Raw genomic sequence first — 22,002 nt, 5'->3', positions numbered from 1 at the left:
CTTCGTGGACGGCGCCCGACTGCATCGTGAATCGCAGTTTGACGACACGGTCGGTCCACGCCTCACGCTCCGGCCGGTACGGGTAACGAGTCGTATTCGATTAGGTTGAATTCACTGGCAATCGGTGAACTGCTCTCGGGCGTTGCGACCCTGATTGAACGCTCTGCCCTCTTCCAAAATTCTTAGTCCTCTATGGCGTTTGAGGCACCTGAGCGCGAACTGTCTGCGGGCAGGAGTTTATGGACGCCTCGTTCTCAAGCGTGCTGGGCGGAACCCGGTGTGCGCACTGAAGCGTCCGTCCGGCGTCCCTTGTGTTCTCATGGCGACTGATTAGATCCGTTCGTAGTTTTGAGCGTGGGATCCCAAGGGTGAGACCTACTTCGTACATTGGACATCATCGCTATACGAGGCTGCGGATCATGCGCATGGGCAGTTCTCCAAAATCCTGTTCGCGACAACGAGCGACTTCGTCCGATTCAGCCCGCCGAAGATCTGGCTGGATCCGAATCTCGACCCGACGCTGTCACAAGGGGTGCTCGACTCCACGATCACTAGACACGACGGTGTCTATTACCGATTTGTCAAAGGCGTTGTCAAAGGCATCACTGACGATCAAGGGTCTGCGCTCGGGGATATCTTCGTCGAGACCGCACCAGAGCTCTCCACACCCCAAGATGAGTGGTGTCGGGTTGCTGTCGGCGTGACCTTCCGTGCGAGCGGCAGCTACCCGCTCGAGGGGCCGCTGGGGTTCCGCGCGAACGACGACAGCGGTTGGTATTTCTGGGCGGACCACTTCGGGGAGGATCACCAAGGTTACGTACCGTTCTTCTCGACCGACCTGAGCGCTTCAACGTGGGATCAGATCGAGGCGAACCGATTCGAACTGCCACCGAAAACGAAGCACGGCGTCGTGCTCCCTCTTCTCGGAGACGAGTGGCAGCGTCTGCACGACTACTCGTCGCGGAGTGTCGACGGTCAGTAGAAAGGGTCAACGCACACTGTGCGGGGCGTCGGTACCGATGTTCCCGGTTTGCGCAGCGACGAACCAGAGTGTCAATCCGATGCGGTCGACTCCCGAATGGAGAGCGAGAACGGAGCGATGAATTCGATCGGCTCCTTTCCCTCGCCGGAAATGCGCGCCACGAGCAGTTCGACTGCGGTCTTCGCCATGAGATCGTGATCGGGCCGCACGCTGGAGAGCGACGGAACGCTGAATCTGCTCCATTCGACGTCGTCATAACCGATGACCTTGACGTCCTTCGGTATCTCCAGGCCTGCGTCGGCGAGTGCGCGGAAGGCGCCCATGGCTGCGTAGTCGGTGACGCAAAACAAGCCGTCGAACCTCCCGCCACGTGTCAGCAGATCGTCAACTGCTTCGCTCGCTTTTTTGGGCGTCAGCTCGTCCATCGTGACCATCAGCTGCGGATCGGGCCTCACGCGCCGATCCGCGTGCGCCTGCAGATAACCCTCGTAGCGCAGGGTCGACATGTCCGGCTCTCCGGTCATCTGCCCGAAGATCGCCGCAACGCGAGTGCACCCCTGGTCGAGCAGGTGTCCGACGGCGGCGCGTGCGCCCTCGGCATTCGGCATCGCGACATGGTCGACGGGGGCGTGGAAGATTCGCTCGCCGAGGATGACCACGGGAAAGTCGACACGAAGGAGGTCGACGTCGGCCTCACCGAGTCCGACGGTGCTCAGGATGAGTCCGTCGTACATGCGCACACGGGAGAGTGCGAGGGCGGAGAGTTCGGACTCGCGAGACCTGCCCGTTTCTTCGATCACGACGTGAAGACCGTGGCGATTGCCGTGTTCGATCACGGCGGCGCCGAGCTGGCCGAAGTACGGTCGGTCGACCTCCGGCACGGCGAGACCGATGGTGTGCGTTCGCCCCTTGCGCAGGTTGCGGGCGGCCACGTTGACCCGATAACCCTGATTCTTCATCGTGGCGAGCACTTTGCTTCGGGTCGCTTCGCTGACATGGGGTCGTTCGTTAAGGACGTTCGAGACCGTCATCGGGGAAACGCCGGCCGCTCGCGCAATATCCTTGATCGTTGCCAACGTGATCTCCTGGTTTCAGCGAAGCCTATAACGATAAAGGAATAGATACTCAAGCAACCCGAGGCGACGCGCCGGACCGCTCGAGTCGGTCATCCCTTCACGCTCCCGTTCACAAGACCGGAGACGATCTGACGCTGAGCGACGATGAAGAAGACGAGCATCGGGATGAGCACGATGACCGTCAGCGTCATGAACGTCGGCCAGTCCGTCGTGAACTGCCCGACAGCTGTATAGACCTGAAGTACGAGGGTCTGTTTGTCGGGCGAGTTGATGAAGACGTTCGGGGTGATGAAGTCATTCCAGACCCACATGGTCTGGAAGACGCCAACCGTGATCAGGATCGGCCTGATCAGGGGCAGCGCCACGGACCAGAACACGCGGAATGCGCCGGCGCCGTCGATTCTCGCGGCTTCGAAAAGTTCGACAGGGATCGTGCGCATGTAGCCGAGGATGAGGAAATAGCAGAAGATCGATCCGGCGGCATACATCACGATAAGTCCGTTGAGCGAGTCGACCAGTTGCACGCCTGCGAGCATCCGATACAGCGGTATCAACGTTGCCTGACCTGGCACCACGAACGCGATTACGAGGATGACGCCGAGGACGGTGGCGAATCGTGCTTTGCCGATCAGTACTCCGAACGCCGCCATCGCACCGATCAGGAGCATCAGAACGATCGAGATCACTGTGACGTACAGAGTGTTGAAAAACGCCTGCACGATGGGGAGGGTCTGAAACACCCTGATGTAGTTGTCGAGGTCGAGACTTGTCGGCAGCGCGAGCGGATGGGCCGTCGTCTGTGCTTGGGTCTTTAGGGTGTTGACGATGATGTAGTAGAACGGCACGGCGATGATGCACGCGATAGGGATCATCACGACGCTCAGGATGATTCCCCGGCTCTGTTTCATGAGAAGCGCTCCTCAAGTCGGCGCGAGATGAACAGTTGCAGCAGGATCACCAGGCCGACGGCGAGCAGGAAGAGCACGCTCAGCGCGGATGCCTTCCCTACCTGGGACTGTGCGATACCGTTCTCGATGATCGCTTGGGTCAGCGAGCGTGTTGCGAAGCCCGGTCCGCCATGCGTCAGGGTGAAGGGAAGGTCGTAGACCTTGATTCCGCCCGTGAGCAGCAGCAGGCTGCTGATCGAGATCGCCGGCGTCAGCATCGGTAGCGTGAGGAAGCGGAACTCCTGCCACTTGCCGGCGCCGTCGATGCGTGCCGCCTCGAACATGTCCTTCGGAATGGACTGGAGGTAGGCGAGATACAGCATCGCGTGCCAGCCGGTCTGCGCCCATACCGCGACGACGATGACGCAGAGCTGAGCGAGCGTCTCGTTCGCGAGCCACGGCACAGCAGGGACACCGAACCAGCCGAGCACTGAGTTGACCACACCGGAACCGAGCGGGCTAAAGATGAACGTCCAGACCAGTCCCAGGATGGCGACGCTCGGCACTGCCGGGAAGAAGAAGATACTCCGCACCAGGCCTCGTCCGAAGAACTTGTTGTTCAGAATGACGGCCAGCGGAATCGCGAACAGTGTCACCAGCAAGGTCGTGCTGATTGCGTAAAATAGGGTGAACCCGAGGGCCGACAACATCGACGGGTCCGCCCAGATCGAGAGGTAGTTCTTGAACCCGACGAAGTTCACCTGGTCGGAGTAACCGTTGTAGTCGGTGAAGCTCCAGTAGAGCGACTGTGCGAGTGGCACCACGAAGAGGGCCACGAAGACGATGATGATCGGCACAACGAACCAGTACGCCGCTGACCCATCACGAGCGCGACGTCGTCGAGGGTGCGTTGCGCTCTGGAGCGCGGGTCGTGCGCTCGGCGGCGCGAGGATGGTGGTACCGGCCATGACACGTTCCCTTCTTTCGGGGCCCGGGGCCGCGTTTCGAGAGGGCGGCCCCAGGGATGACTCGAGTTACTTGACCGACTGGAGCTCGGTGTCCATGCCCCTGGCGAACTGTTCAGGCGTGATCTTTCCGAGGATATTCTGCTGCATCAGGGAGATCGACGTTGTGCTGAGAACGTCGGAGTTCGTGGGCCAGCTCACGGCGGGGAGGTAGAAGTCGCCGTCTCGAACGGGTGCGACCATCTTGTCGAGCGAGGGGTCGACCTTTGGCGTGAAGTCCTTCGTCGTCATGATCGTGCCTGTTGCTTTGTTGTACATCTGCGCAGCCGTCTTCGACTGCAGGAACTCGACCCACTTCTCCGCGGCCTGCGGATCCTTCGCCTTCGCGTTGATCGCATACCCCGGCGACACAGCACCCGCCCAATAACCCTTTCCTGTCGCACCGGGTACCGGCCAGAACTCGAACTTCAGGTTAGGTGCCGCCTGACGGATGCCACCGGGGGTCCACGACCCGGTGCCGATCATCGCGACCTTGCCCTGGTTGAATTCCTGCTGCACTTGGTCTCCGGTCAGACCGGCGACGGACCGCGACTCCAGACCCTGGTCGAAGAGTTCATCCCACGTCTTGAGGGCGGGCGTCCACGACTTCGCGAACGTCGACTTACCGGCCCAGATGTTGGCGTCCATCTTGCCGCCGTCCGCCTGGTTCTGCAAACCGAGCAGCGCCGCGAGCGTCACGGGGATGCCGTCTCCGGCCTCGTAGAACGGTGTGATTCCGGCATCCTGGAGCTTCTTGCACAATTCCAGGAACTGCTGCCAGGTCTTCGGTTGCCCCGTATAGCCGACCTTCGCGAGAAGGTCCTCGTTCACGAGCAGGCCTCCACCCCACGACGACGTGGCAGCCCCATAGATCTTTCCATCCTTTGTGTAGGTGGCCTTGGCTGCGGTTGCGATGTTCGAGATCCATGACTCGTTCGACAGATCTTTGGCGAAGTGGCCGCCCATGATCTGCTGCTTGTTCTCAGCGGTGATGATGAAGACGTCGGGCGCTGTGCCCGAGCCCAGCTCGGTCTGTAGTTTCTGGATGTACCCGGTGACGGGCTGGGCGAACGAGAATGCGACCTTATAGCCGGGATTCTCCTTCTCGAATTCCTTGATCAGCGGCTGCATCGTCGTTTCGTTGTCCCAGGACAGGAACGTGACGGTCTTCGATCCGCTCTCGGTTCCGGCGCCGGAACTGGAGCACCCGGCTAGCGCCGATACCGCGAGCGCCGCGGCGGAGACGGCCACGGCGGCGCGTATGAGGACGCGCCGTGAAACAGAACGCCTTGGGCGTGATGTGAGCGACATTGCTACTTCCTTCTCTATTGTGTAGGGAGTGATTCAGTTGGTGGTACTGCGGAGGAGCGGTTCGAGGTCTGGCACGACTGGCTCGAGGTCACCCGACTTGTCGTGATGAAGCGGCTGGACGACGAGTTCGCGGTGGTAGCCGTCGCCACCTGGTACCGCAAATCGGTGGTAGGCGATCACCCAGTCATCGGTTCCCGGTAATTGTGCGATCGAGTGGTGACCGGTGCCGACCACGCCGCGTTCGGGGTCCTGTTCCAGGAGCACACCGCGTACATCCCACGGACCGAAGGGGCTGCCGCCCACGGCCCACCGGATGCGGTAGTCGGGGTCGCGGGTGTCGTTCTCGGACCAGGTCAGGTAATAGAGGTCGCCGCGGCGATGTATGTGTGCTGCCTCGCGGAAGCTCGGGTGCACCCAGGTGACGTGAGTGGACTCGTCGATCGCCGTCATGCTGGGAGCGAGACGCACGAAGTTGGCGACAGTGTTGCCCCAGACCAGGTATGAACTGCCGTCCGCGTCGGTGAAGACGGACGGGTCGATGGCTCGTCCTGGGTATCGCCCGGCGGGGATGAGCGGCTTGCCGCTGTCGATGAACGGGCCGGTCGGCGTGTCCGAAACCGCGACTCCGATGTTGTCGTCGGCACTGAAGTAGAAGTAGAACCGGCCATCCGGACCTTGCGACGCTGCGGGAGCCCACGCGTTGCGCGAGGCCCAGGCGACGTCGCGGCCTAGCGCAAGAACCTCCCCTCCGTCGCGCCAGTTGCGCAGGTCGTCGGAGACCAGCACTCGAAACGAAGTGCTGCCCCACCCAGGGATGCCGTCAGTAGTCGGATACAGGTAGTAGCGGCCGGCGAATACAGTCAGTGCAGGATCCGCGAAGTAGCGATCGTTCTCGTCTGGGATTCCCACCGCGGATGGCTCCTTCTTTCTCAGTGACATCTGTCGCATGTGTATCGATACAAACAATCTAATGTGTATCGTTACATACAACTGGCGCGTCTGGCAAGTACGAATTCGGGTGCGCGCCCACATCACGACGAACCAATGAGGGAGTTGCGAGATTGAGGCTCACCGCACCGCCGATGGGATGGAACAGCTGGGATTGCTTCGGCACCACTGTTACGGAGGCCGAAGTTCGTGCGAACGCGACGTTTATGCGCGACCGGCTGAGCGCATTCGGCTGGAACGTGGTGGTCGTCGACATTGCCTGGTATGACCCGGCTGCACGCGCACACGGTTACAACGCGGATGCCCCGATCGAGCTCGATCGCTGGGGTCGGCAGTTTCCCGCTCCGAATCGATTCCCATCGTCCGTTGATAGCGTCGGCTTCGCTGCGCTGGCCCATGACGTCCATGCCATGGGACTCGATTTCGGCCTGCACATCATGCGTGGCATCCCGCGTCGTGCCGTCGAACTGGACCTCCCCGTCTTCGGAACGGACTGGACGGCTTCGCAGATCGCCGATCGAGATCGGATCTGTCCTTGGAACCCCGACAATTACGGGCTGAACCACGAGCATCCAGGGGCTCAGGCCTACTATGACGCTCAAGTTGCCCAATTCGCCGCGTGGGGAGTTGATCTGATCAAGGCGGACGACATGCTCGCGCCGATCCACCCCGACGATATCCTGGCGTACGCGCGGGCGATCGAGCGCAGCGGTAGGCCGATCGCTCTGTCATCCTCGCCTGGAACTGGACTCTCCACGCGTCACATCGACCTGCTTCGCGAAACCGCTCAGATGTGGCGGATCTCGGACGACCTGTGGGACCGATGGGATGACATCCATGCCCAGTTCGCACGGCTCGCTCGGTGGGCGCCCTTTCAACACGCAGCCGGTTGGGCCGATGCCGACATTCTGCCGCTCGGGCGCATCGGCGTGCGTGCGGAGCGAGGCGAGCCACGCTCCAGTATGCTCACGAGCGATGAGCAGCGCACCATGCTCACGCTGTGGGCGATGGCTCGCTCACCGTTGATGCTTGGGGCCGATTTGCCTCAGACCAACGCCTCGACGATCGCACTCCTGTGCAATCCGGCGCTCCGGGATGCCCTCTCCTTCGCCGCGGAGAACGCGGAGGTCGTGCGCGAGCCGGCCGGCGATGGCGAGGAGATCGCCTGGTCGGCCCCTTCGACCCGAGATTCCCGCGTGTACGCGGCCCTCTTCTTCACCGGCTCGACCGACCGCACCGTCTCCATTCCGATCGGCTCACTTGTCGGGCCGACGCCCGCGTCACGCTCCTATCGAATCTCCGACCTCTGGGGTGATGCACGCACCGCAACGATCGGAGTCGACGGCAGGCTCGAGGCCGCTGTAGCTCCACACGGCGTTCGATGGTTCGCTCTCGACACGGAGCCTGCGTGAACAGTTCCGTTCAACCCTCAGGGTCAATCGGATCGGCGAGACGCAGGGTGACAAAGGAATGAGGAAGCGGCAGCTGACGCGACGCCCCCTCCCTCGACGTCGATTTCGAGTTCGTAGGTCCGGCCGGGCTCTAAATCGTACGGAACAGGCTCGATCAGGTCGTCGAGAAGCCCGTAGCTGCGATACAGCAGTTGGAGGAATCGGTTCTCCCCGGTTCCGAAGTGCCACTCGAAGCGTCCATCAGACGCAGCGAGCGCGCACAGCATCGTGTGGCCCTTCGAGCCGTACATGCCGACATAGACGCCCGGACCCGACCGGTCGTAATCGTCGAAGCGGTCCAGGTTCTTGACGTACTAGCTCGGCGACTTGTAGGAGTACTCGTCGACGATGAGCACGCTGAGATTTCTCGCCAACTCCCATCCCTCGTCGTAGTCCTCGCCGAACAGTTCGGGATGCCCCGGCCGCGCTCGCACGCTCCCCCACGGGGTGCTCGCGTCGCCGTTCGCGTACTCGATGAGATCGCGAACGTCGCTGACGTAGTCATCCAACTGCTCCAGCGGCAAAGGTTCTGCAGGCCGAGTCCGTGAGCGACGCATCCGCCAGCGAATCACCGGACCTGTCGATGGAAAAGTCGTAGGTCTCCCCTGCCCGAACCGGTATGCCGTCGAAACCGGAGTTGATGTCTTCGAAGAAGATGCCGCAGAGATCGGGGCTGATACTCGTCCTGGTACCGACGTCATCGACGCGCACGATCGTGTGGCGGGTGCTGATTTCACTCATGCGGCATGCATCGAGCGCGGGATTCAGACGGATACGAGGACAAGAGGGCACCGCGCTGACTCGCCGTTATCGGGATCACCGAACCGTGCCTGGAGCCCGACGGGAGGACAGCACTCGGCACAGGCTCCCAACTCGCGGTCTGCGGCGACGTGCTCCTGTACAGCCGGTAGCCGCGCAAACCGAACTCGTCCAGCAGTAGATACGCGATACGTCCATCGAGACTCATGAACGGCGTCGGCCCCTCTGCTCGACTCTGGTGGGCGGCTCCGACGTCGCGGGCGACGATGCGGAAATCCGTCGACAGGATGTCTGTGCCCATCTCCTGCGACACGAATTGCGACTTCGCGGCGGGGTCCGCTGTCAGGGAATCGGCCGTGAAGCGGAGAACGTGATCACCCCAATGCAGGAAGGTCGCGTCGATGACGTCGTGGCCGGGGTCGAGATAGACCTCCGCCGTGGTGAATTCCGAGAAGTCCTTGGTGTCGGCCACGAGCATCCGTTGATGTCGCGCGACAGTTCGATCGTCGCCCGCGTCGTAAAGCGCCGATGCGAAGAAGACCTTCCAGCTCCGCTCAACATCGGACCAGAAGGCCTTCGGCGCCCAGGCGTTTCCCGCGTTCTCCGGCGCGACGGCGACCAGCCGCGGCTCGGACCAGTGGACCAGGTCAACGCTCTCCCACGCCGCGATCGAGCGGCTTCCGCTCCGGACAGCCCTGTTCCAATCGTCGTCCGGGTTGGTGCGGAGATCGGTGGCTATGACGATGTATCGACCGCTGGAGGCATCCCAAAGGATGAACGGATCGCGGACGCCGTGCTCGCCGACGTTCGAGGCAAGGATCGGCCGGGCTCCATTGAGCACGGTCCACCGATCTGGGCTGGGGCCATCCGAGACGGCGAAGCGGATCTGCTCTGCTTCGGAAGCGCTGCCGTTGTGAAAGTAGGCGAGGAGAAAGCTGGAGAACGTCTCGTGCACGTCATGTACTCGATTCGGATCGAGCGGGAAGCGGGTTGCCGCTGGGGGCGTCGCGATCCGCGAACAGGATGCCATTGCGAACCGTGAGCGCGGCGGTGTGGATCGCGCTGAGTCGCTGTTCGAGGGCTGCGGGCGCAGCGCCGTCGGCGCTGGCGGGATGTGTGAAGTAGAACAGGACGCCGTGTGACGGCTCGACGCTGGGCCACACCACGGCGTCAGCGTGGTGTCCGAGCGCGCGATCATCCTGATCCGCACCAGGTCGGTTCAGGATGAGCCCGTCTCCGCGACGCTGCCGCTGCCAGTGAACCGCATCAATCGAGCGATGCACTCCGAGTCCACGCCACTCATCGGTGATCATCCAGTACCACCCGCCGAGCGCGAAGACCGTTGGCCCCTCGTGCGGCGGTGTCGCGGGGATGGCTCGGCCCTCAACCCTCCAGGACTCGAGATCTGAACTCACCGCGGCCCACGTGCTCGACGCGTCACGCTCGTTCTTGTACCAGAGCCGCCATAAACCGTCTGGGCATCTAGCGACTGCCGCGTCGATCACACGGTCGGATCCGAGGTCAATCCGGCCGACGCGATCCCACCGCTCGAGATCGTCGCTGCGGTACTCCACGATGTGGGCCTCCGCACCGTGCCACGTGTCGGGAACTCCGTCAACCACGGTGAGGTACATCCGGTACCCGGTGGGCGCACTGATCACCTCTGGCGCCCACAGCGTGCTTCCCCGCTCCAGGCCGGCGACCACGCCCCGGTACGCCCAACTCCGTCCGCCGTCGGTCGACACGGCGACACCGATTTCGGTGCCGTGCACCCACCTCTGTCTTGGTCCGCTGTCCGTCGTTCTGCGCTGGGTGTAGAACATCCACCAGTCACCAGTCGGCTCTGCCCGTACGACACTGGGATCCGTGGCGCCGTCGTACACCGGGTCACGGAAGATGGAGCCGCTCATACTCGAGAACTTGTATCGTTACACATAGTCGAGGACGACTTTAGCGTGCACACTCACCGCACGGCAATACCGGGAACCGTTCCGGTGCGCCTCGTCGCAGTGCGCAGCAGGACCGTGCTGTCTCAGGGAAAGGCAGAGTCCGCGGCGTCCGTCAAGAGCAGGATGCGTCTCAGTCGCGGAGTCGGATGCCCATCACGCGCCACGATTACGGTCACCGTTTTCGAGGCACCGTGCGCGTCGAACGCGAATTCGCGCACTCCCATACTTTGTTCGTCGCCGGTAGCGACGACATCCGATCCGTCCGCCATCAGGAGGAATTGCTCGTCGGCATGCGAACGAACCCACTCGACCCGCGCGATCCGTGCGACGCCTTTCCAGTCGATAAGAACGAACGTGAGAACCCCGTGCGGACGAAGCCATCGCCTCCGAAACACACGTGGATTACTCCTGGCTCGGCAGAATGCTTCCCGCGAGACGTTCCCACTCCGAGAACGTCAAGGACAGGATGCCGCCATGCTTGGTTCCGGGGCGCAGCATCAAACGCTCAGCCGGTACGCGCGTCCACCTGCCCGACTCGATATCGTGGGACTCCATGACGAAATAACCTTGAATATCGTCCGCATACTGATCGAGGAAGAGATACCAGCGATCAAGCCGATGATCGCGGAACACGATCGGACCCTCGACCAACGGATACTGATCGGAACCAATCGACGTCGCCACGATTCGAAAGTCATCGGCGAACAGCGAGGATCCGACCTCATGGTAGATGCCGAGGCCTCCTGGGCCGTCTTCGTGCTTGCTGATGCGGTGAACCACACCGTCGTCTTGCAGGATGGCGGTATCGATGATGTTGCGAGCGGCGTCAATGAAAATGTCGGCCGGTGAGAAATCTGTGAAATCCCTCGTTCGGGTGTAGAGAATTCGGCTGTATGCCTCGGCTGCGTGGTCTGGGTCGTCTGCCGCGTAGAGCCGCGACGACCAGAAGACGATATGTTCACCAGTCGTCGGATCGCGAGTGACCTCAGGCGCCCAGGCCATGCCGGCGTTCGGTGGCGCCACCTCGACGAGACGCGGTTCGCTCCACGTGAGCAGGTCATCCGAATCCCATACGACGAGATTGCGGCTGCCGGAGCGCACCCACGTCTCCCAGCCGCCAACTCCTCCTTCTACCCGCAAATCGGTGGCGAGGATATGGAATCGACCGTCGTGGTCGCGCGCCAGGACGGGATCGCGCACGCCGGTCGTGCCCACGCTGCTTGTCAGTGCCGCCCGACCGCCGAACAATGGATTCCACCGGAGTGGGTCATCACCGTCACTCAGCGAGAAGTAGATGCGCTCGCCGTTGTGCTCGTGGCGGAAATGCACGAGAAGATATCCGAACTGTCCACCGGGTGCCGTGTCGTCACTCATGCGCTGCCTCCTCGTCGGAGTTGATGGGGAGGTAGGGTCCTGTCCGTTCTTCGTCCAGGATCCGTCCTTGCAGGTGCCGATGGATCAGGTCTTCAGATCGGAGAACCCGAGGGCCCTCCCACTCGCCGAGGATCATCCACCACGTACCGCCGAGCCGAAAGACGTTCGGTCCCTGATGCGAGGACACGTCCACCGCGGTGCCCGTTCGATGCCACTCGCGAAGATCAGCACTGTCCGCAGCGAAGGTGCGCGAGCCGGCGTGTTCGTCCTTGAACCACATTCGGTATCCTCCACTCGGGAGTTCCACCACGCACGCGTCGATGACGCCGTCGGACTCCAGATCGAGGGTCGAGATGAAGGTCCAGTTCACCAGATCGGGGCTCGTGTAGTGCCGAATCGCCAAGGAATGGCCTGCCCACTGCTTGGGCACGCCGCGGATGAACCCGACATAGATGTGGTAAATCACTCCGTCATCGAAGATCTCCGTCGCCCAGTAGGCACGCCGACTCGTATAGAACATCCACCATGCTTTGGCCGCACGATTCCAGATACCCGTCGGGTCAGTGGCGCCATCGAAAATCGGATCCCGATCGAGCGGATAGGGCACCCGCGTATCAGCTGCGTGCGTCATGCCTACTCCGGGATCAAATCTGATCGACGGTTGAGGAACACGCAGGTCCACGAGACCGGCGGCAATTCCAGGGTCACCGTGCGCCCTTCTCTCTTCACACTCGTGTTCGTGCGCACTTCGACCCGATTCGGCTGTTGCAACGTGTTGCGCGCATGCCTGTCGTCGTCCCAGACTCCGACAGCGCTCAGCTGATTGCCGGCTGCCAGCGCCGCGACATCGATCGTGATCGTGACTGCTTCGTCGACGGAACGGTTGACAATGAAGACCCTGACGCCGTCGTCGGAGACGGTGGCAGCCGCATCGACTGCCGGTACCTCGCCGAATTGTGACGTCGAGACCATTGACGTGACCACATGAGCTTGCAGTGCCGTGCCCCGGGCATGCTTCGAGGCCAGAGCAAACGGGTGGAACGTCGTCTGCTTCCAGGCTGGTCCTGCCGGTTCGGTCATGATCGGAGCGATCACGTTGACCAGCTGAGCGAGGCTTGCTGATGTGACACGGTCTGCGTGATTGAGCAGTGAGATCAAGAGACCGCCGAACGCAACCGCATCGGTGACGGAGTAGACGTTCTCCAGAGAGCGGGGAGCATCCGGCCAGTCAGAAATGTCTGCCGGCAGGGCGTTGTGCTCCGGATACCAGATATTCCACTCGTCGAAAGAGATATTGACTCGATGATTCGACTTGCGCTCGGCTCGCACATGCTCAATCGTGCTGACAACACCCTCGATGAAATCGTCCATGTCGACGCCCGACGCGAGGTAGCTCGCCACGTCGCCATCGGCTTCGCAGTAGTAGGCATGACAGGAGAGGTAGTCAATCTCCTCATAAGCGTGCTGGAGCACGGTGCGTTCCCAGCTGGCGAACGTCGGCATGCCCCTGCCTGATGATCCACATGCTACGAGCTGGATCCGGGAATCGAGCGCGCGCATCGCTTTGGCTGTGACTGCCGCCAGTTTTCCGTACTCCTCGGCGTCTTTGAACCCGATCTGCCATCGACCGTCCATCTCATTGCCGAGACACCACAACTGCACGTCGAATGGATCGTTCTTGCCATTCGATCGTCTCAGCTCGGAACGCGCGGTCCCCGCAGGAATGTTGGCGTACTCCAAAAGCTCAAGCGCGTCGCTGGTGCTTTGGGTACCCAGATTCACGGCGACACGACCCTGCATGAAACAAGTCTTAACTAGCCATCCGAAACCCGCCCAAAGGCGCGCCTTAATCCACCAAATCCGATCCCGAATTGTTCAGCAGCGTCCTAGATGATTGATTCCGGGGGTGTCGTTGCGTTGGTGGGGTGTGAAGGGTGCCCAGAATCGAGGTTGCTAACACCGATCTCGAGCCTGGAAGGCACTGATGGACAACGATCTGGACACCCTTGCGATAGCACTCTACGTCAGCACGGACGATCTGCTGAAGACGCGCCCGGGGTTGGCGCCGTGGCGGCCGCGTGGCGGGATTACGCCGCGGATCACCGATGCGGAACTGGTCACCCTCGCGGTGATGCAGGCCCTGCTGGGGTTTACCTCGGAACGCCGATGGCCGCGCCATGTCACTGCGAAGCTGCCGGGCATGTTCCCGAACCTGCCGGCCCAGCCCGGCTATTACAAGCGGGTACGCAAGCTCGCCGGGGTGATGCAGATCGTCATCGCCCACCTCGGACAGGACACGACGCTGTGGTCCGACTCTCGGGCTCGCGATCGGTCACGGGTCGATGTACGGAGCGCAGGGCGCGTTATTCGCGAACCTCTACCCCGTCAACGTGCGGTACTCCGGACTGTCCGCGACGCAGCAGATCGGTGCGACGCTCGGCGGTGGCCTTTCCCCCCTCATCGGAACCTCGCTTCTGGCCCTGGGCTCAGGGCACTGGGAGTTCCTCCTGATCTATGTGGTGGCCGTTGCGGTGATCTCCAGCCTCGCGGCGTCGCGACTGGGCGCCGGGGAAGCGAAGGACACGACCCTTTCAGCTCCGGTCGGGGTGAGAGCAGACCGCGCGTAAGTGCTCCACTCTCCGTCAGTCCGCGCGAACACACCAATTGCTTTGCGGGGTATGCGACGCGAACTTCGGCGTGCGATGCCACGGCCTCTTCGATCGCCGTGGCAACACGCACGGCGTCCGCTGCTTCCGCCATCGTGACCGGCACCGGGATCACGACGCGCACCTCGCGCACGAATGCGTCGATCTGCTCTTTGAGCGCAACTGACCGAGCAGGAGCGACTTGAACGCACCGAGCACATGCAGCGGACTACGCACCGGCTCAGCATCGCCAGCATCGTCGTCGCGCTCGTGATGGGAGGGTCCGGCTGGGTCACGGCAGGAATCGCCCTGCGCTCTGCAGCAGCCGCGAACGAGGCCGTCGCGCGGGCCCACGTTAAGCTTGCGATCCCTCGACGGTCGCGAGCATCCGGATCTCACCCCGGGAACAGGCTGTGCGGTAGCCGTCTCGCGAGTGTCGGCGGCGACCTGCCCGAGCGCATAGCGGAAGAGCGGCTCGACGCCCACACGCGTGCCCCGCGCGTTGGCGATATCGGTGGGCCGCGTGGGTCTCGTGACCCGGCATCCAGCACACATCCTTGAACCCCTCGAGCGTGGTCCCAGTCTCAGGCGCTGACTGCGGGAGCGACGTAGTCCCCGAGGTCTGCGCGCCGGTTGTCGGTCTTGTACGGTGCTGGCTTCACCGTCGCACGGATCGTCGTCTGTCGCTCTCCCAGGTTGCCCCAGAGGATCTCGACCTTTGTGCCGGGCTCGCTGTACACCGCATCGACAAAACCGAGCGCTAAGACCTTCTTGAAGAAGTAGCTGTACCCAGGGAAGGTCGAGTGACCGATGTGCGCGCCGTCCTTCGAGACCCAGTCCGCCCAGCCCGTGATGTAGGGCGAATGCGGCATGTCGAAGGGGAGGAACGATTCCCCCTGCTCGAACAGGGATGCGTAGATACGGATCATGTCCTCGCTGTCGAACTCGAACGTGACGATCTTCCGGCCCGGATTGGCGAGCTCCACCTCGAGGGCCGCTCGTCCGATGAACTCATGGTCCAGGGCGATGCGGTTCGCCCAACCGAGCTCGATGGGGCTGCGGTACAGGTCCTCTATCGACTTCCCATCCCAGCTCCCGAACAGCGACGTCGAGAGGTTGATTCCCCACCACTGCCAGCCGGGCGCGAATGCCCATTCGGCCGGCGGGCTCGCCTGCATGAAGGCGTGAAAGTCATCCCGCTTGGGGTCGGACAAGGCGTTCCAGTACTCCATGCCCGTGGTGGGGTAGGACGCCTCGATGTGATTCAGGTGGAATGTGCGGCGGCCGAGACGACGGATACCGAACTCCTTCCCGGCTTCGAGGACCGCATCCATGATCTCGTCGTGCTGTTCGATGGGCCCATGGAGCTCGAAGCCGATCTCGCCCGCCATCCCCTGCCGCAGGAACGTCACGCTGCGGTCATGGATCGGAAGCACCTTCGTCTCCATGAATCGCACATCCCGCAGCGTCGTCTCAGTCAGCTTCTCCAGGAGCGGAAGTGCTGTCGGACCCGACACCTGCAGCTTATGGGTCATGGGGAATGACACCTCAACGTCATAGTCGCCGGTCTTGATCTGGTACCATACCCAGCCGGCAGCGGCCTCGAACTCGAAGTCGTCTTCTGCATGACGGAGGAGGATCCCCTCGGTAATGACCTTGCCGTCCTCATTGCACATGATGCAGTGCTTCGCGCGCCCAACCGGGTGGTTGGCGAAACTGTTGACGGACAGGTCCGAGAAGAGGCGCACAGAGTCCGGGCCCTTGACCCGGATTTGCGGGACGAACGTCCAGTCGCCGATGTAGCACGTCGTCTTCCACGACATCTGCTCATCGCGCCAGCCCGTGTACTCGAGATGGCCCATAATGGGTCCGAATTCGTAGGGCAGAGCGTTGGAGAAACCTCGGTACTTGGTGGGGTCGGTCATGACAAACTCCTTTGGTTGCAGGACGTGATCGGGTGTGGTTGGCCGTGACGGAACACGATCGTGCCCTCCCACTCCATTACGGGGGCAGACTTCGAGCGTGATCCATGAACACCGGTCAACTCCAATCTAAGATACTCACGGGACTTCAGATTCCACAAGGTATTTTCTTTTCTCGACGAGTCTCCGGTCACGATGCAAACGGCCACAGTCAGGGAGGTAACTGATGTGACTGGTCGTGTCGACTGAGATTTGGAAGTGGACGGCGATCTGCGAAGTCGCGACGCGCGTTCCGGTCCGAGCAACCAAGCCGAGGCTCGTCAAGCGATGGTCGAAGGATGGTTTGACGCAGCGCGGCATCGTCAAACAATTGACTCGTCAACACCACCCACACGGAGGCGCAAGATATTGGCAAGGCCATCCAAGCTCAAAGGATTCGAAGCGGCGACATAGCAGTAGAACGAAATGACGCTGCCCAGGCAGATCAGGCGATCTTCGAGTGCGACCTCGTCCAGACTCGCAGGAACGATTCGACAACCGGTGCATGCATATAAAGGGGTCTGACTGCGCCGGTGAGGACCATGGCTTGACAAGGGCGCATCATCCTAGGATACTCCATAGTATTGGCATTCCGTACGGTATTTGGTCTGAGCGATCTTCTTGACTTATTCATGACCGCCGATCCGCGCAAGCAACATTTTTATAAGAACTCGCAACGAAGCGATTTATGAGGATTCATGCTTACAGCAGTCCGCCGACTTGTCCGTCGCGCAGGTATGGGCTCTCCGGCCAGTCATCTCTTCGCCTGGCCACCATCTACCGCCGCGTCGATGGCACAGTGCACCCACCACGCCCGAGGTCCCCTTCGCCTAAGGACTCGAAGCTCACCGCGTAGCGGGTTCCTTTTCGGATCGCATTGCGGAATGGCTGGTACGCGTGGCCGAAGTCGGCGTAAGACCCGTCGATACACGAATGCGACACGCTGCCGGCACGTCACCTGTGCCGAGAAAGTCAGCGATTTTCATCCCAACGAATCCACCAACAGAGCAATTAACAGAGGAGAAACGAAAATGTGTGAATCCTGCGGCACTGAGAGCGCGGTAACAGTCATCGAGAAGAGCCGCAAGACGTTCACCAGGAGGGCCGCGGTCGCTGGCCTCGGCGCAGTCGTCGGCGGAGGCGTTCTAGCGGCGTGCACCACGCCGGCCCCAGGGCTGAATCAGTCATCCGCAGCCGCGACCGGTACTCGGTCGTTCGGGTCACTCTCCATCGTGCTGCTCGGCACTCAAGGCGGACCTCCGCCAGTGGTTTCGCGCACGGGTATCGGGAGCGCAGTGTACGTGGACGGCAAAACGTACATCGTCGATCTAGGACGTTCCACCGTCACACAGTACGTCAAGGCCGGTCTTAAACTAGCCGAGGTTGGTGGCGTATTCCTGACGCACCTGCATGCCGACCATGTCGCCGATTACTACAATCTCTTCTTGCTCGGCGGTAACGCCCCGCAGACGGTGCAAGATTCGTTACCCAACACGACACCGGTTTATGGTCCGGGCTCCGCCGGCGGCTTGCCGCCGACATTCGGTGGCGGGAACTCACCGACATTGAAACCGAGCAATCCCACTCCAGGGCTGGCGGAATTGACTGCTCACTGCAACGACGCCTTCGCCTACAGCACAAACGTCTTCCTGCGTGACTCGCACATCCGCGAGACGAGTGGTCTCATGGATGTGCACGAAATCCCTCTGCCGAATGTAGGCGCTAGCTTCACGAATACGGCACCAACGATGAAACCGTTCACGGTAATGGAGGATGACCGGGTCAAGGTCACAGCCATCCTGGTGCCGCACGGCCCGGTATTCCCAGCCTTTGCATACCGCTTCGACACCGATCACGGGTCGGTAACCTTCTCCGGCGACACCACATACACCGAAAATATTCCAACGCTCGCGAAAAGATCAGATCTGCTCGTGCACGAGTCGATCAACATTCAAGGGTTCCGGGGGCCCGAAGCGCTAAAGAGCCACCTGCTGAGTTCTCACGTCGAGGTGCAGAAAGTTGGCACTATCGCACAGAAAGCTGAGGTGTCTCGTCTCGTGCTAAGTCACATCGGCGACCTGGCCTCGCCTCAGGAAGTTCCCGTGAAGAGATGGATGGCATGGGCGCAGAAGGGATTCGACGGCAAAGCCGCGGTCGGATCAGACGGGCAGGTTATCCGCCTGGCGTGATGTTGTCAGGCCCGTAATCATCAACCAGACTCTGACTAAGGGCTGTGGCTGTCGACGAACTACCGACGAACCGACATATCCGTGAGCCGATCGCTTCACGCCTTTCGAACGGTACCTTGGATGAACGCGGAGCATTACGGTCTATTCGAGACGTTTATGACCCATAAATGACCCGCAACCCCAGCCGAGGGCGCCGGAAGCCCCGACACGACTGCAAGCGTAGGCGATCAGTCGGAAAAGGAGGCCTCAAACATTTCAGTCCACTATCAACCCACTTAGGCTTCAACTCAGCGGGAATCCATCCGCGCCATTGCCGGAGACGACGGCGCCCGTGCGGCCGTGTGGCCCGACAAGGATGCGTTCGCGGGCTCGCCGACACAAACAAGTGGAGCGGCGCCGGTGCGCAACTCGTCCTTGCGCACGCGACCTTTCCGGAACGCCAAGCAGGCCGGAATCAAGATCACCGGCTTAGCGAACTACGACATGCTCAGCGCACAAATTTCCGACGTCCGCATCGATTTTCTGATCATCGGCGATTCGACCGACAATGGTCGGTCTCGCGGATCGAGGCCTAGAGTTCGATACGAGGATCGCAATCGTCAGGGTGCGGCCGTCGGTTTGTCGTCGACGGATGCCGGCTCGGTGCGCTTCTTGCCGAAGGTGGTGGCTCGGCGAATCGCGCCGGCACGCGTCGCGGTGCGCTCCCACCGTGACAGGGCCACCGCGCCAAGCAGAGCCACCCCGTTGAACAGGTCCGACACCCAGTTCTGCGCGCCGAGCAGTTGCAGCCCCTTGATGCCGACGGCGAGCACATACACGGCCATGATCGTTCCCCAGACGTTGAATCGCCCGCCCTTGAACTGCGTCGAACCCAGGAACACCGCCGTCAGCGCCGGCAGCATGTAGCCAGGACCCACCGTCGGATCGCCCGCGTTGATACGGGATGCAAGCAGTACGCCGGCCAGTGCCGCGATCATGCCGCCCGCCACCAGCGCGAGCACTTGGAGGCGCGCGACGCGAACTCCGGAGAGCTTCGCGCCCTGCGGGTTGAAGCCGGCCGCGTACATCCGACGCCCCACCGGGGTGCGCTCGACCATGTACCAGACGATCAGGCAGATCACGACCATGGCGAATATCTCGTAGGTGATCTCAAGCGGGGCGCCGCCGATGGTGACGGGGATTCCGTCGGTCGCGAGATCTGAAAAGCCGGTACCCAGGCCGATGATCTGCCGGTTGCTCGACAGGAACGAGAGTCCTGCCAGAAGGATGGAGCTCATGCCCAGCGTGGCGATGAACGAGTCGATCTTCAGCTTGGTGATGACGAGGCCAGACACCAGCCCGATCAGAGCACCGCAAGCGACGGTGATCAGCACGGAGGCGCCCCATGGCAGCTTGAGGTTGACCTGCAGTACGGCGACCAGGATGACCGCGAAGCCGACCTCTGAGCCAATGGCGAGGTTGAAGACGCCGACGACCAGCGGAATGAGTACGGCGACCGCCGCCAGCGCCGTTGTCGTGTTGGCATCCAGCAGGTTCAGCCACGTGCCGGGCGCCAGAAACGTCGTCGGCGTCAGGATCGAGAAGATGATGAAGATCGCGATGAAGATGTAGATCGCGGAGATGTTGCGGAAGCTGAGCAGCTCTTTCCAGCCTCGCCCGCCAGCGTTCGTGCTGCGCTGTGGTCGATCTGGCTGTGGCGGGTCCTGCTGTTGCCGCTCCTCGGTCGTCGTGGTGGTCATGATGCTCCTTGCGTTGAGTCAGGGTCGTCGCCGGACTCGCGAAGGCCATAACCCTCAAGGACGAGCCGCGATTCGGTGAGGTCGTCTCCGGACAGCTCCGCAGACACGCGCCCGTTCCGCATGACGATGACGCGGTCACAGAGCCGAACCAGTTCCTTCGCCTCGGATGAGCACACCAGAACGGCTACACCGCGTGCGGCTGCCTCGTCGATGGCGTCGTAGATCGTCTGCTTCGCACCGATGTCCACACCCTGCGTCGGTTCTTCGAGCAGCAGTACCGTCGGCTCGTTTCGCAGCCACTTCGCGAAGACGACCTTCTGTTGGTTGCCGCCACTGAATTGTCCGAATGGCTGATCGGGACGCGGTGGTTTCACGTCGAATTTCGCGATCAACTGCGCCGCGGTCGTGCGCTCGCGCTTCGTGTTGAGGGTGCCGATCCGGTTCGTCACGCTGCGCAACTGTGGCAGGGTCATGTTCTCGCGCGCGGACAGCGCTGAAATCGACCCGAGTCGCGCGCGGTCACCCGGCACAAACGCCATGCCGCGAGCGATGCTCGTGTGCGGGTCGCGCTTGGGATACCGCCGCGCGTTCAGCTCGAAGGAGGAGGCGAAAGCAGGTTGAGCTCCAAAGATCATCGACGGCAGTGCCTCGCGGCCCGACCCAAGCACGCCCGCGACACCGACGACCTCACCCGCGCGCAGTTCGAGGTCCACCGGGCTGAGGTTCGGCCCGGTCAGGGCATGGATCGATAGTGCTACCTCGCCGGGAGCGTGGCGAACGACGCCGCGCTCGGCCTCGCCGACGGGGATGCCGGTGACGAACGAGACGAGGCGATCGTGGTCGATGCCCGACCGAGGCTCGTCTGCCACCTTCCTGCCGTCGCGCAGTACGACCACGCGGTCGGCGAGCTCGAGCACTTCGTCGAGCCGGTGGGAGATGAAGACGATGCCTGCGCCGGCGTCAGCGAGCGCCTTCACCGCGTCGAACAGCACGCGCACCTCACTCGCGTGCAGCGCCTCGGTCGGCTCGTCGAGGATGAGGATATTGCGGGGGTGCTTCCAACCGTCAAGCGCCCGAGCGATAGCAATGATCGACCGTTGCGCTGGGGCCAGGCGACCCACCGGCACGTTGAGGTCGAACTGCTCACCGAATCGCCTGATAAGCGCCGCTGCACGCCGACGCTCAGCGGCCCGGCGGAACGGCGAAAATGACGCGCGCGCCGAGCGATCCCGCGTCACGCTGAGGTTCTCGACGGCATCCAACTCCATCGCGAGGCCTAGATCTTGGTGGATGACGTGAATCTCGGCGCTCTGACCGCCAACCTCTGCCAGCGTCACCTCGCCGGCATCCTTCGCGTACACGCCCGCAAGCACCTTGACGAGCGTCGATTTGCCCGAGCCATTGTGGCCGAGCACGGCGACGATTTCGCCGCTGGCGACGGTGAGTGAGACATCGTCGAGCGCCACCAACGCGGGGAAGGTCTTCACGACCCCCTCGATGCGCAGAAGCGGAGCATCGTCGAGCGCGCCCCCGCGCCCGGGCGGCAGTGTTGATTCCTGCGGCATCGCGGCCTCCTGCATCGTCGTCGACACGTCACACATTCTCATGCGTCTCCAGATACCATACAGTATCTGTGTGTGATTGCACCCATCGATCTGCGCGGACACCAGACCCGTGCATGGGGTTATTGCCCCTTTTGTCTATTTGACATACTCTGTGGTATCGGG

Annotated in this window: 21 protein-coding genes and 1 pseudogene; 5 read left to right on the top strand and 17 right to left on the bottom strand. The window is 62.0% G+C overall.

Annotation, left to right across the window (positions count from 1 at the left end):
* Positions 1-532: 532 nt before the first annotated feature.
* Positions 533-982, top strand: a complete 450-nt coding sequence (locus QU604_RS02555; RefSeq protein WP_308467234.1) for a glycoside hydrolase family protein — start codon at positions 533-535, stop codon at positions 980-982.
* A gap of 71 nt (positions 983-1,053) precedes the next feature.
* Here QU604_RS02555 and QU604_RS02550 read toward each other — a convergent pair whose 3' ends face one another.
* The 5 genes from QU604_RS02550 to QU604_RS02530 all read right to left on the bottom strand — a co-directional run bounded on the left by QU604_RS02550 (position 1,054) and on the right by QU604_RS02530 (position 6,169).
* Positions 1,054-2,058 (bottom strand): LacI family DNA-binding transcriptional regulator, encoded by a 1,005-nt coding sequence (locus QU604_RS02550; RefSeq protein WP_308467233.1) that lies wholly within the window; start codon positions 2,056-2,058, stop codon positions 1,054-1,056.
* Positions 2,059-2,147: 89 nt separating this feature from the next.
* The gene (locus QU604_RS02545) at positions 2,148-2,966 is read right to left on the bottom strand and encodes a carbohydrate ABC transporter permease (protein WP_308467232.1); all 819 of its coding nucleotides are present in this window, start codon (positions 2,964-2,966) and stop codon (positions 2,148-2,150) included.
* A complete protein-coding gene (locus QU604_RS02540) occupies positions 2,963-3,913 on the bottom strand; it encodes a carbohydrate ABC transporter permease (protein ID WP_308467231.1) in 951 nt (316 codons plus the stop codon). The genes QU604_RS02545 and QU604_RS02540 overlap by 4 nt, the downstream gene beginning before the upstream one ends.
* Positions 3,914-3,979: 66 nt before the next feature.
* Positions 3,980-5,260 carry an ABC transporter substrate-binding protein gene (locus QU604_RS02535; protein WP_308467230.1) on the bottom strand — a complete coding sequence of 427 codons (1,281 nt, stop codon included), beginning with the start codon at positions 5,258-5,260 and terminating at the stop codon, positions 3,980-3,982.
* 33 nt (positions 5,261-5,293) lie between these two features.
* Positions 5,294-6,169, bottom strand: a complete 876-nt coding sequence (locus QU604_RS02530) for a family 43 glycosylhydrolase (RefSeq protein ID WP_308467229.1) — start codon at positions 6,167-6,169, stop codon at positions 5,294-5,296.
* A 152-nt stretch (positions 6,170-6,321) separates the two neighbouring features.
* On the opposite strand from QU604_RS02530, the gene QU604_RS02525 reads away from it, so the two are divergent.
* Positions 6,322-7,620, top strand: coding sequence for a glycoside hydrolase family 27 protein (locus QU604_RS02525; RefSeq protein WP_308467228.1), 1,299 nt, complete (start codon positions 6,322-6,324; stop codon positions 7,618-7,620).
* Between the two features lie 23 nt (positions 7,621-7,643).
* Here the strand turns inward: QU604_RS02525 and QU604_RS02520 are convergent, their stop codons facing one another.
* The 9 genes from QU604_RS02520 to QU604_RS02480 all read right to left on the bottom strand — a co-directional run bounded on the left by QU604_RS02520 (position 7,644) and on the right by QU604_RS02480 (position 13,541).
* Positions 7,644-7,910, bottom strand: a complete 267-nt coding sequence (locus tag QU604_RS02520; protein WP_308467227.1) for a hypothetical protein — start codon at positions 7,908-7,910, stop codon at positions 7,644-7,646.
* 63 nt (positions 7,911-7,973) lie between these two features.
* Positions 7,974-8,168: a hypothetical protein gene (locus QU604_RS02515; RefSeq protein WP_308467226.1), complete on the bottom strand. Its 195-nt coding sequence runs from the start codon at positions 8,166-8,168 to the stop codon at positions 7,974-7,976.
* Entirely contained in the window at positions 8,161-8,400 is a 240-nt protein-coding gene (locus QU604_RS02510) for a hypothetical protein (protein WP_308467225.1), read from the bottom strand. Before QU604_RS02510 ends, QU604_RS02515 begins: the two co-directional genes overlap by 8 nt.
* Positions 8,393-9,373 carry a glycoside hydrolase family 43 protein gene (locus QU604_RS02505; RefSeq protein WP_308467224.1) on the bottom strand — a complete coding sequence of 327 codons (981 nt, stop codon included), beginning with the start codon at positions 9,371-9,373 and terminating at the stop codon, positions 8,393-8,395. Before QU604_RS02505 ends, QU604_RS02510 begins: the two co-directional genes overlap by 8 nt.
* Position 9,374: 1 nt before the next feature.
* Positions 9,375-10,328, bottom strand: a complete 954-nt coding sequence (locus QU604_RS02500) for a glycoside hydrolase family protein (RefSeq protein ID WP_308467223.1) — start codon at positions 10,326-10,328, stop codon at positions 9,375-9,377.
* 122 nt (positions 10,329-10,450) lie between these two features.
* Positions 10,451-10,762 carry a hypothetical protein gene (locus tag QU604_RS02495; RefSeq protein WP_308467222.1) on the bottom strand — a complete coding sequence of 104 codons (312 nt, stop codon included), beginning with the start codon at positions 10,760-10,762 and terminating at the stop codon, positions 10,451-10,453.
* Between the two features lie 7 nt (positions 10,763-10,769).
* Entirely contained in the window at positions 10,770-11,741 is a 972-nt protein-coding gene (locus QU604_RS02490) for a glycoside hydrolase family 43 protein (protein ID WP_308467221.1), read from the bottom strand.
* The gene (locus QU604_RS02485; RefSeq protein WP_308467220.1) at positions 11,734-12,372 is read right to left on the bottom strand and encodes a glycoside hydrolase family protein; all 639 of its coding nucleotides are present in this window, start codon (positions 12,370-12,372) and stop codon (positions 11,734-11,736) included. The genes QU604_RS02490 and QU604_RS02485 overlap by 8 nt, the downstream gene beginning before the upstream one ends.
* Positions 12,373-12,374: 2 nt before the next feature.
* Positions 12,375-13,541: an alpha-L-arabinofuranosidase C-terminal domain-containing protein gene (locus QU604_RS02480; protein ID WP_308467218.1), complete on the bottom strand. Its 1,167-nt coding sequence runs from the start codon at positions 13,539-13,541 to the stop codon at positions 12,375-12,377.
* Between the two features lie 184 nt (positions 13,542-13,725).
* Between QU604_RS02480 and QU604_RS22315 the strand changes: the two are divergent.
* Positions 13,726-14,055, top strand: a pseudogene (locus QU604_RS22315) (IS982 family transposase); the annotation flags it as partial.
* 28 nt (positions 14,056-14,083) lie between these two features.
* Positions 14,084-14,368 (top strand): hypothetical protein, encoded by a 285-nt coding sequence (locus tag QU604_RS02475; protein ID WP_308467217.1) that lies wholly within the window; start codon positions 14,084-14,086, stop codon positions 14,366-14,368.
* A 602-nt stretch (positions 14,369-14,970) separates the two neighbouring features.
* On the opposite strand, the gene QU604_RS02470 is transcribed toward QU604_RS02475, so the two are convergent.
* On the bottom strand, positions 14,971-16,311 hold the full coding sequence (locus QU604_RS02470; protein ID WP_308467216.1) for a glycine cleavage T C-terminal barrel domain-containing protein: 1,341 nt from the start codon (positions 16,309-16,311) through the stop codon (positions 14,971-14,973).
* A gap of 734 nt (positions 16,312-17,045) precedes the next feature.
* On the opposite strand from QU604_RS02470, the gene QU604_RS02465 reads away from it, so the two are divergent.
* Complete coding sequence (locus tag QU604_RS02465) at positions 17,046-18,536, top strand: MBL fold metallo-hydrolase (RefSeq protein WP_308467215.1); 1,491 nt, start codon at positions 17,046-17,048, stop codon at positions 18,534-18,536.
* A 599-nt stretch (positions 18,537-19,135) separates the two neighbouring features.
* Here the strand turns inward: QU604_RS02465 and QU604_RS02460 are convergent.
* Both QU604_RS02460 and QU604_RS02455 read right to left on the bottom strand, forming a co-directional pair.
* Positions 19,136-20,275 carry an ABC transporter permease gene (locus QU604_RS02460; protein ID WP_308467214.1) on the bottom strand — a complete coding sequence of 380 codons (1,140 nt, stop codon included), beginning with the start codon at positions 20,273-20,275 and terminating at the stop codon, positions 19,136-19,138.
* Positions 20,272-21,867, bottom strand: a complete 1,596-nt coding sequence (locus QU604_RS02455; protein ID WP_308467213.1) for a sugar ABC transporter ATP-binding protein — start codon at positions 21,865-21,867, stop codon at positions 20,272-20,274. Before QU604_RS02455 ends, QU604_RS02460 begins: the two co-directional genes overlap by 4 nt.
* Between the last annotated feature and the right edge of the window lie 135 nt (positions 21,868-22,002).

This window comes from Rathayibacter sp. SW19 (genome assembly GCF_030866825.1).
GTDB lineage: Bacteria > Actinomycetota > Actinomycetes > Actinomycetales > Microbacteriaceae > Rathayibacter_A > Rathayibacter_A soli.
This window is presented reverse-complemented; position numbering and strand designations above follow the sequence as displayed.

What these genes read in the sequence shown, in the direction of transcription:
- QU604_RS02465 (WP_308467215.1), top strand. Translation starts at nt 17,046, where the DNA reads ATGCTTACAGCAGTCCGCCGACTTGTCCGTCGCGCAGGTATGGGCTCT.
- QU604_RS02545 (WP_308467232.1), bottom strand. Translation starts at nt 2,966, where the DNA reads ATGAAACAGAGCCGGGGAATCATCCTGAGCGTCGTGATGATCCCTATC.
- QU604_RS02490 (WP_308467221.1), bottom strand. Translation starts at nt 11,741, where the DNA reads ATGAGTGACGACACGGCACCCGGTGGACAGTTCGGATATCTTCTCGTG.
- QU604_RS02470 (WP_308467216.1), bottom strand. Translation starts at nt 16,311, where the DNA reads ATGACCGACCCCACCAAGTACCGAGGTTTCTCCAACGCTCTGCCCTAC.
- QU604_RS02485 (WP_308467220.1), bottom strand. Translation starts at nt 12,372, where the DNA reads ATGACGCACGCAGCTGATACGCGGGTGCCCTATCCGCTCGATCGGGAT.
- QU604_RS02500 (WP_308467223.1), bottom strand. Translation starts at nt 10,328, where the DNA reads ATGAGCGGCTCCATCTTCCGTGACCCGGTGTACGACGGCGCCACGGAT.
- QU604_RS02460 (WP_308467214.1), bottom strand. Translation starts at nt 20,275, where the DNA reads ATGACCACCACGACGACCGAGGAGCGGCAACAGCAGGACCCGCCACAG.
- QU604_RS02535 (WP_308467230.1), bottom strand. Translation starts at nt 5,260, where the DNA reads ATGTCGCTCACATCACGCCCAAGGCGTTCTGTTTCACGGCGCGTCCTC.
- QU604_RS02510 (WP_308467225.1), bottom strand. Translation starts at nt 8,400, where the DNA reads ATGAGTGAAATCAGCACCCGCCACACGATCGTGCGCGTCGATGACGTC.
- QU604_RS02520 (WP_308467227.1), bottom strand. Translation starts at nt 7,910, where the DNA reads ATGTACGGCTCGAAGGGCCACACGATGCTGTGCGCGCTCGCTGCGTCT.
- QU604_RS02475 (WP_308467217.1), top strand. Translation starts at nt 14,084, where the DNA reads ATGTACGGAGCGCAGGGCGCGTTATTCGCGAACCTCTACCCCGTCAAC.
- QU604_RS02540 (WP_308467231.1), bottom strand. Translation starts at nt 3,913, where the DNA reads ATGGCCGGTACCACCATCCTCGCGCCGCCGAGCGCACGACCCGCGCTC.
- QU604_RS02480 (WP_308467218.1), bottom strand. Translation starts at nt 13,541, where the DNA reads ATGCAGGGTCGTGTCGCCGTGAATCTGGGTACCCAAAGCACCAGCGAC.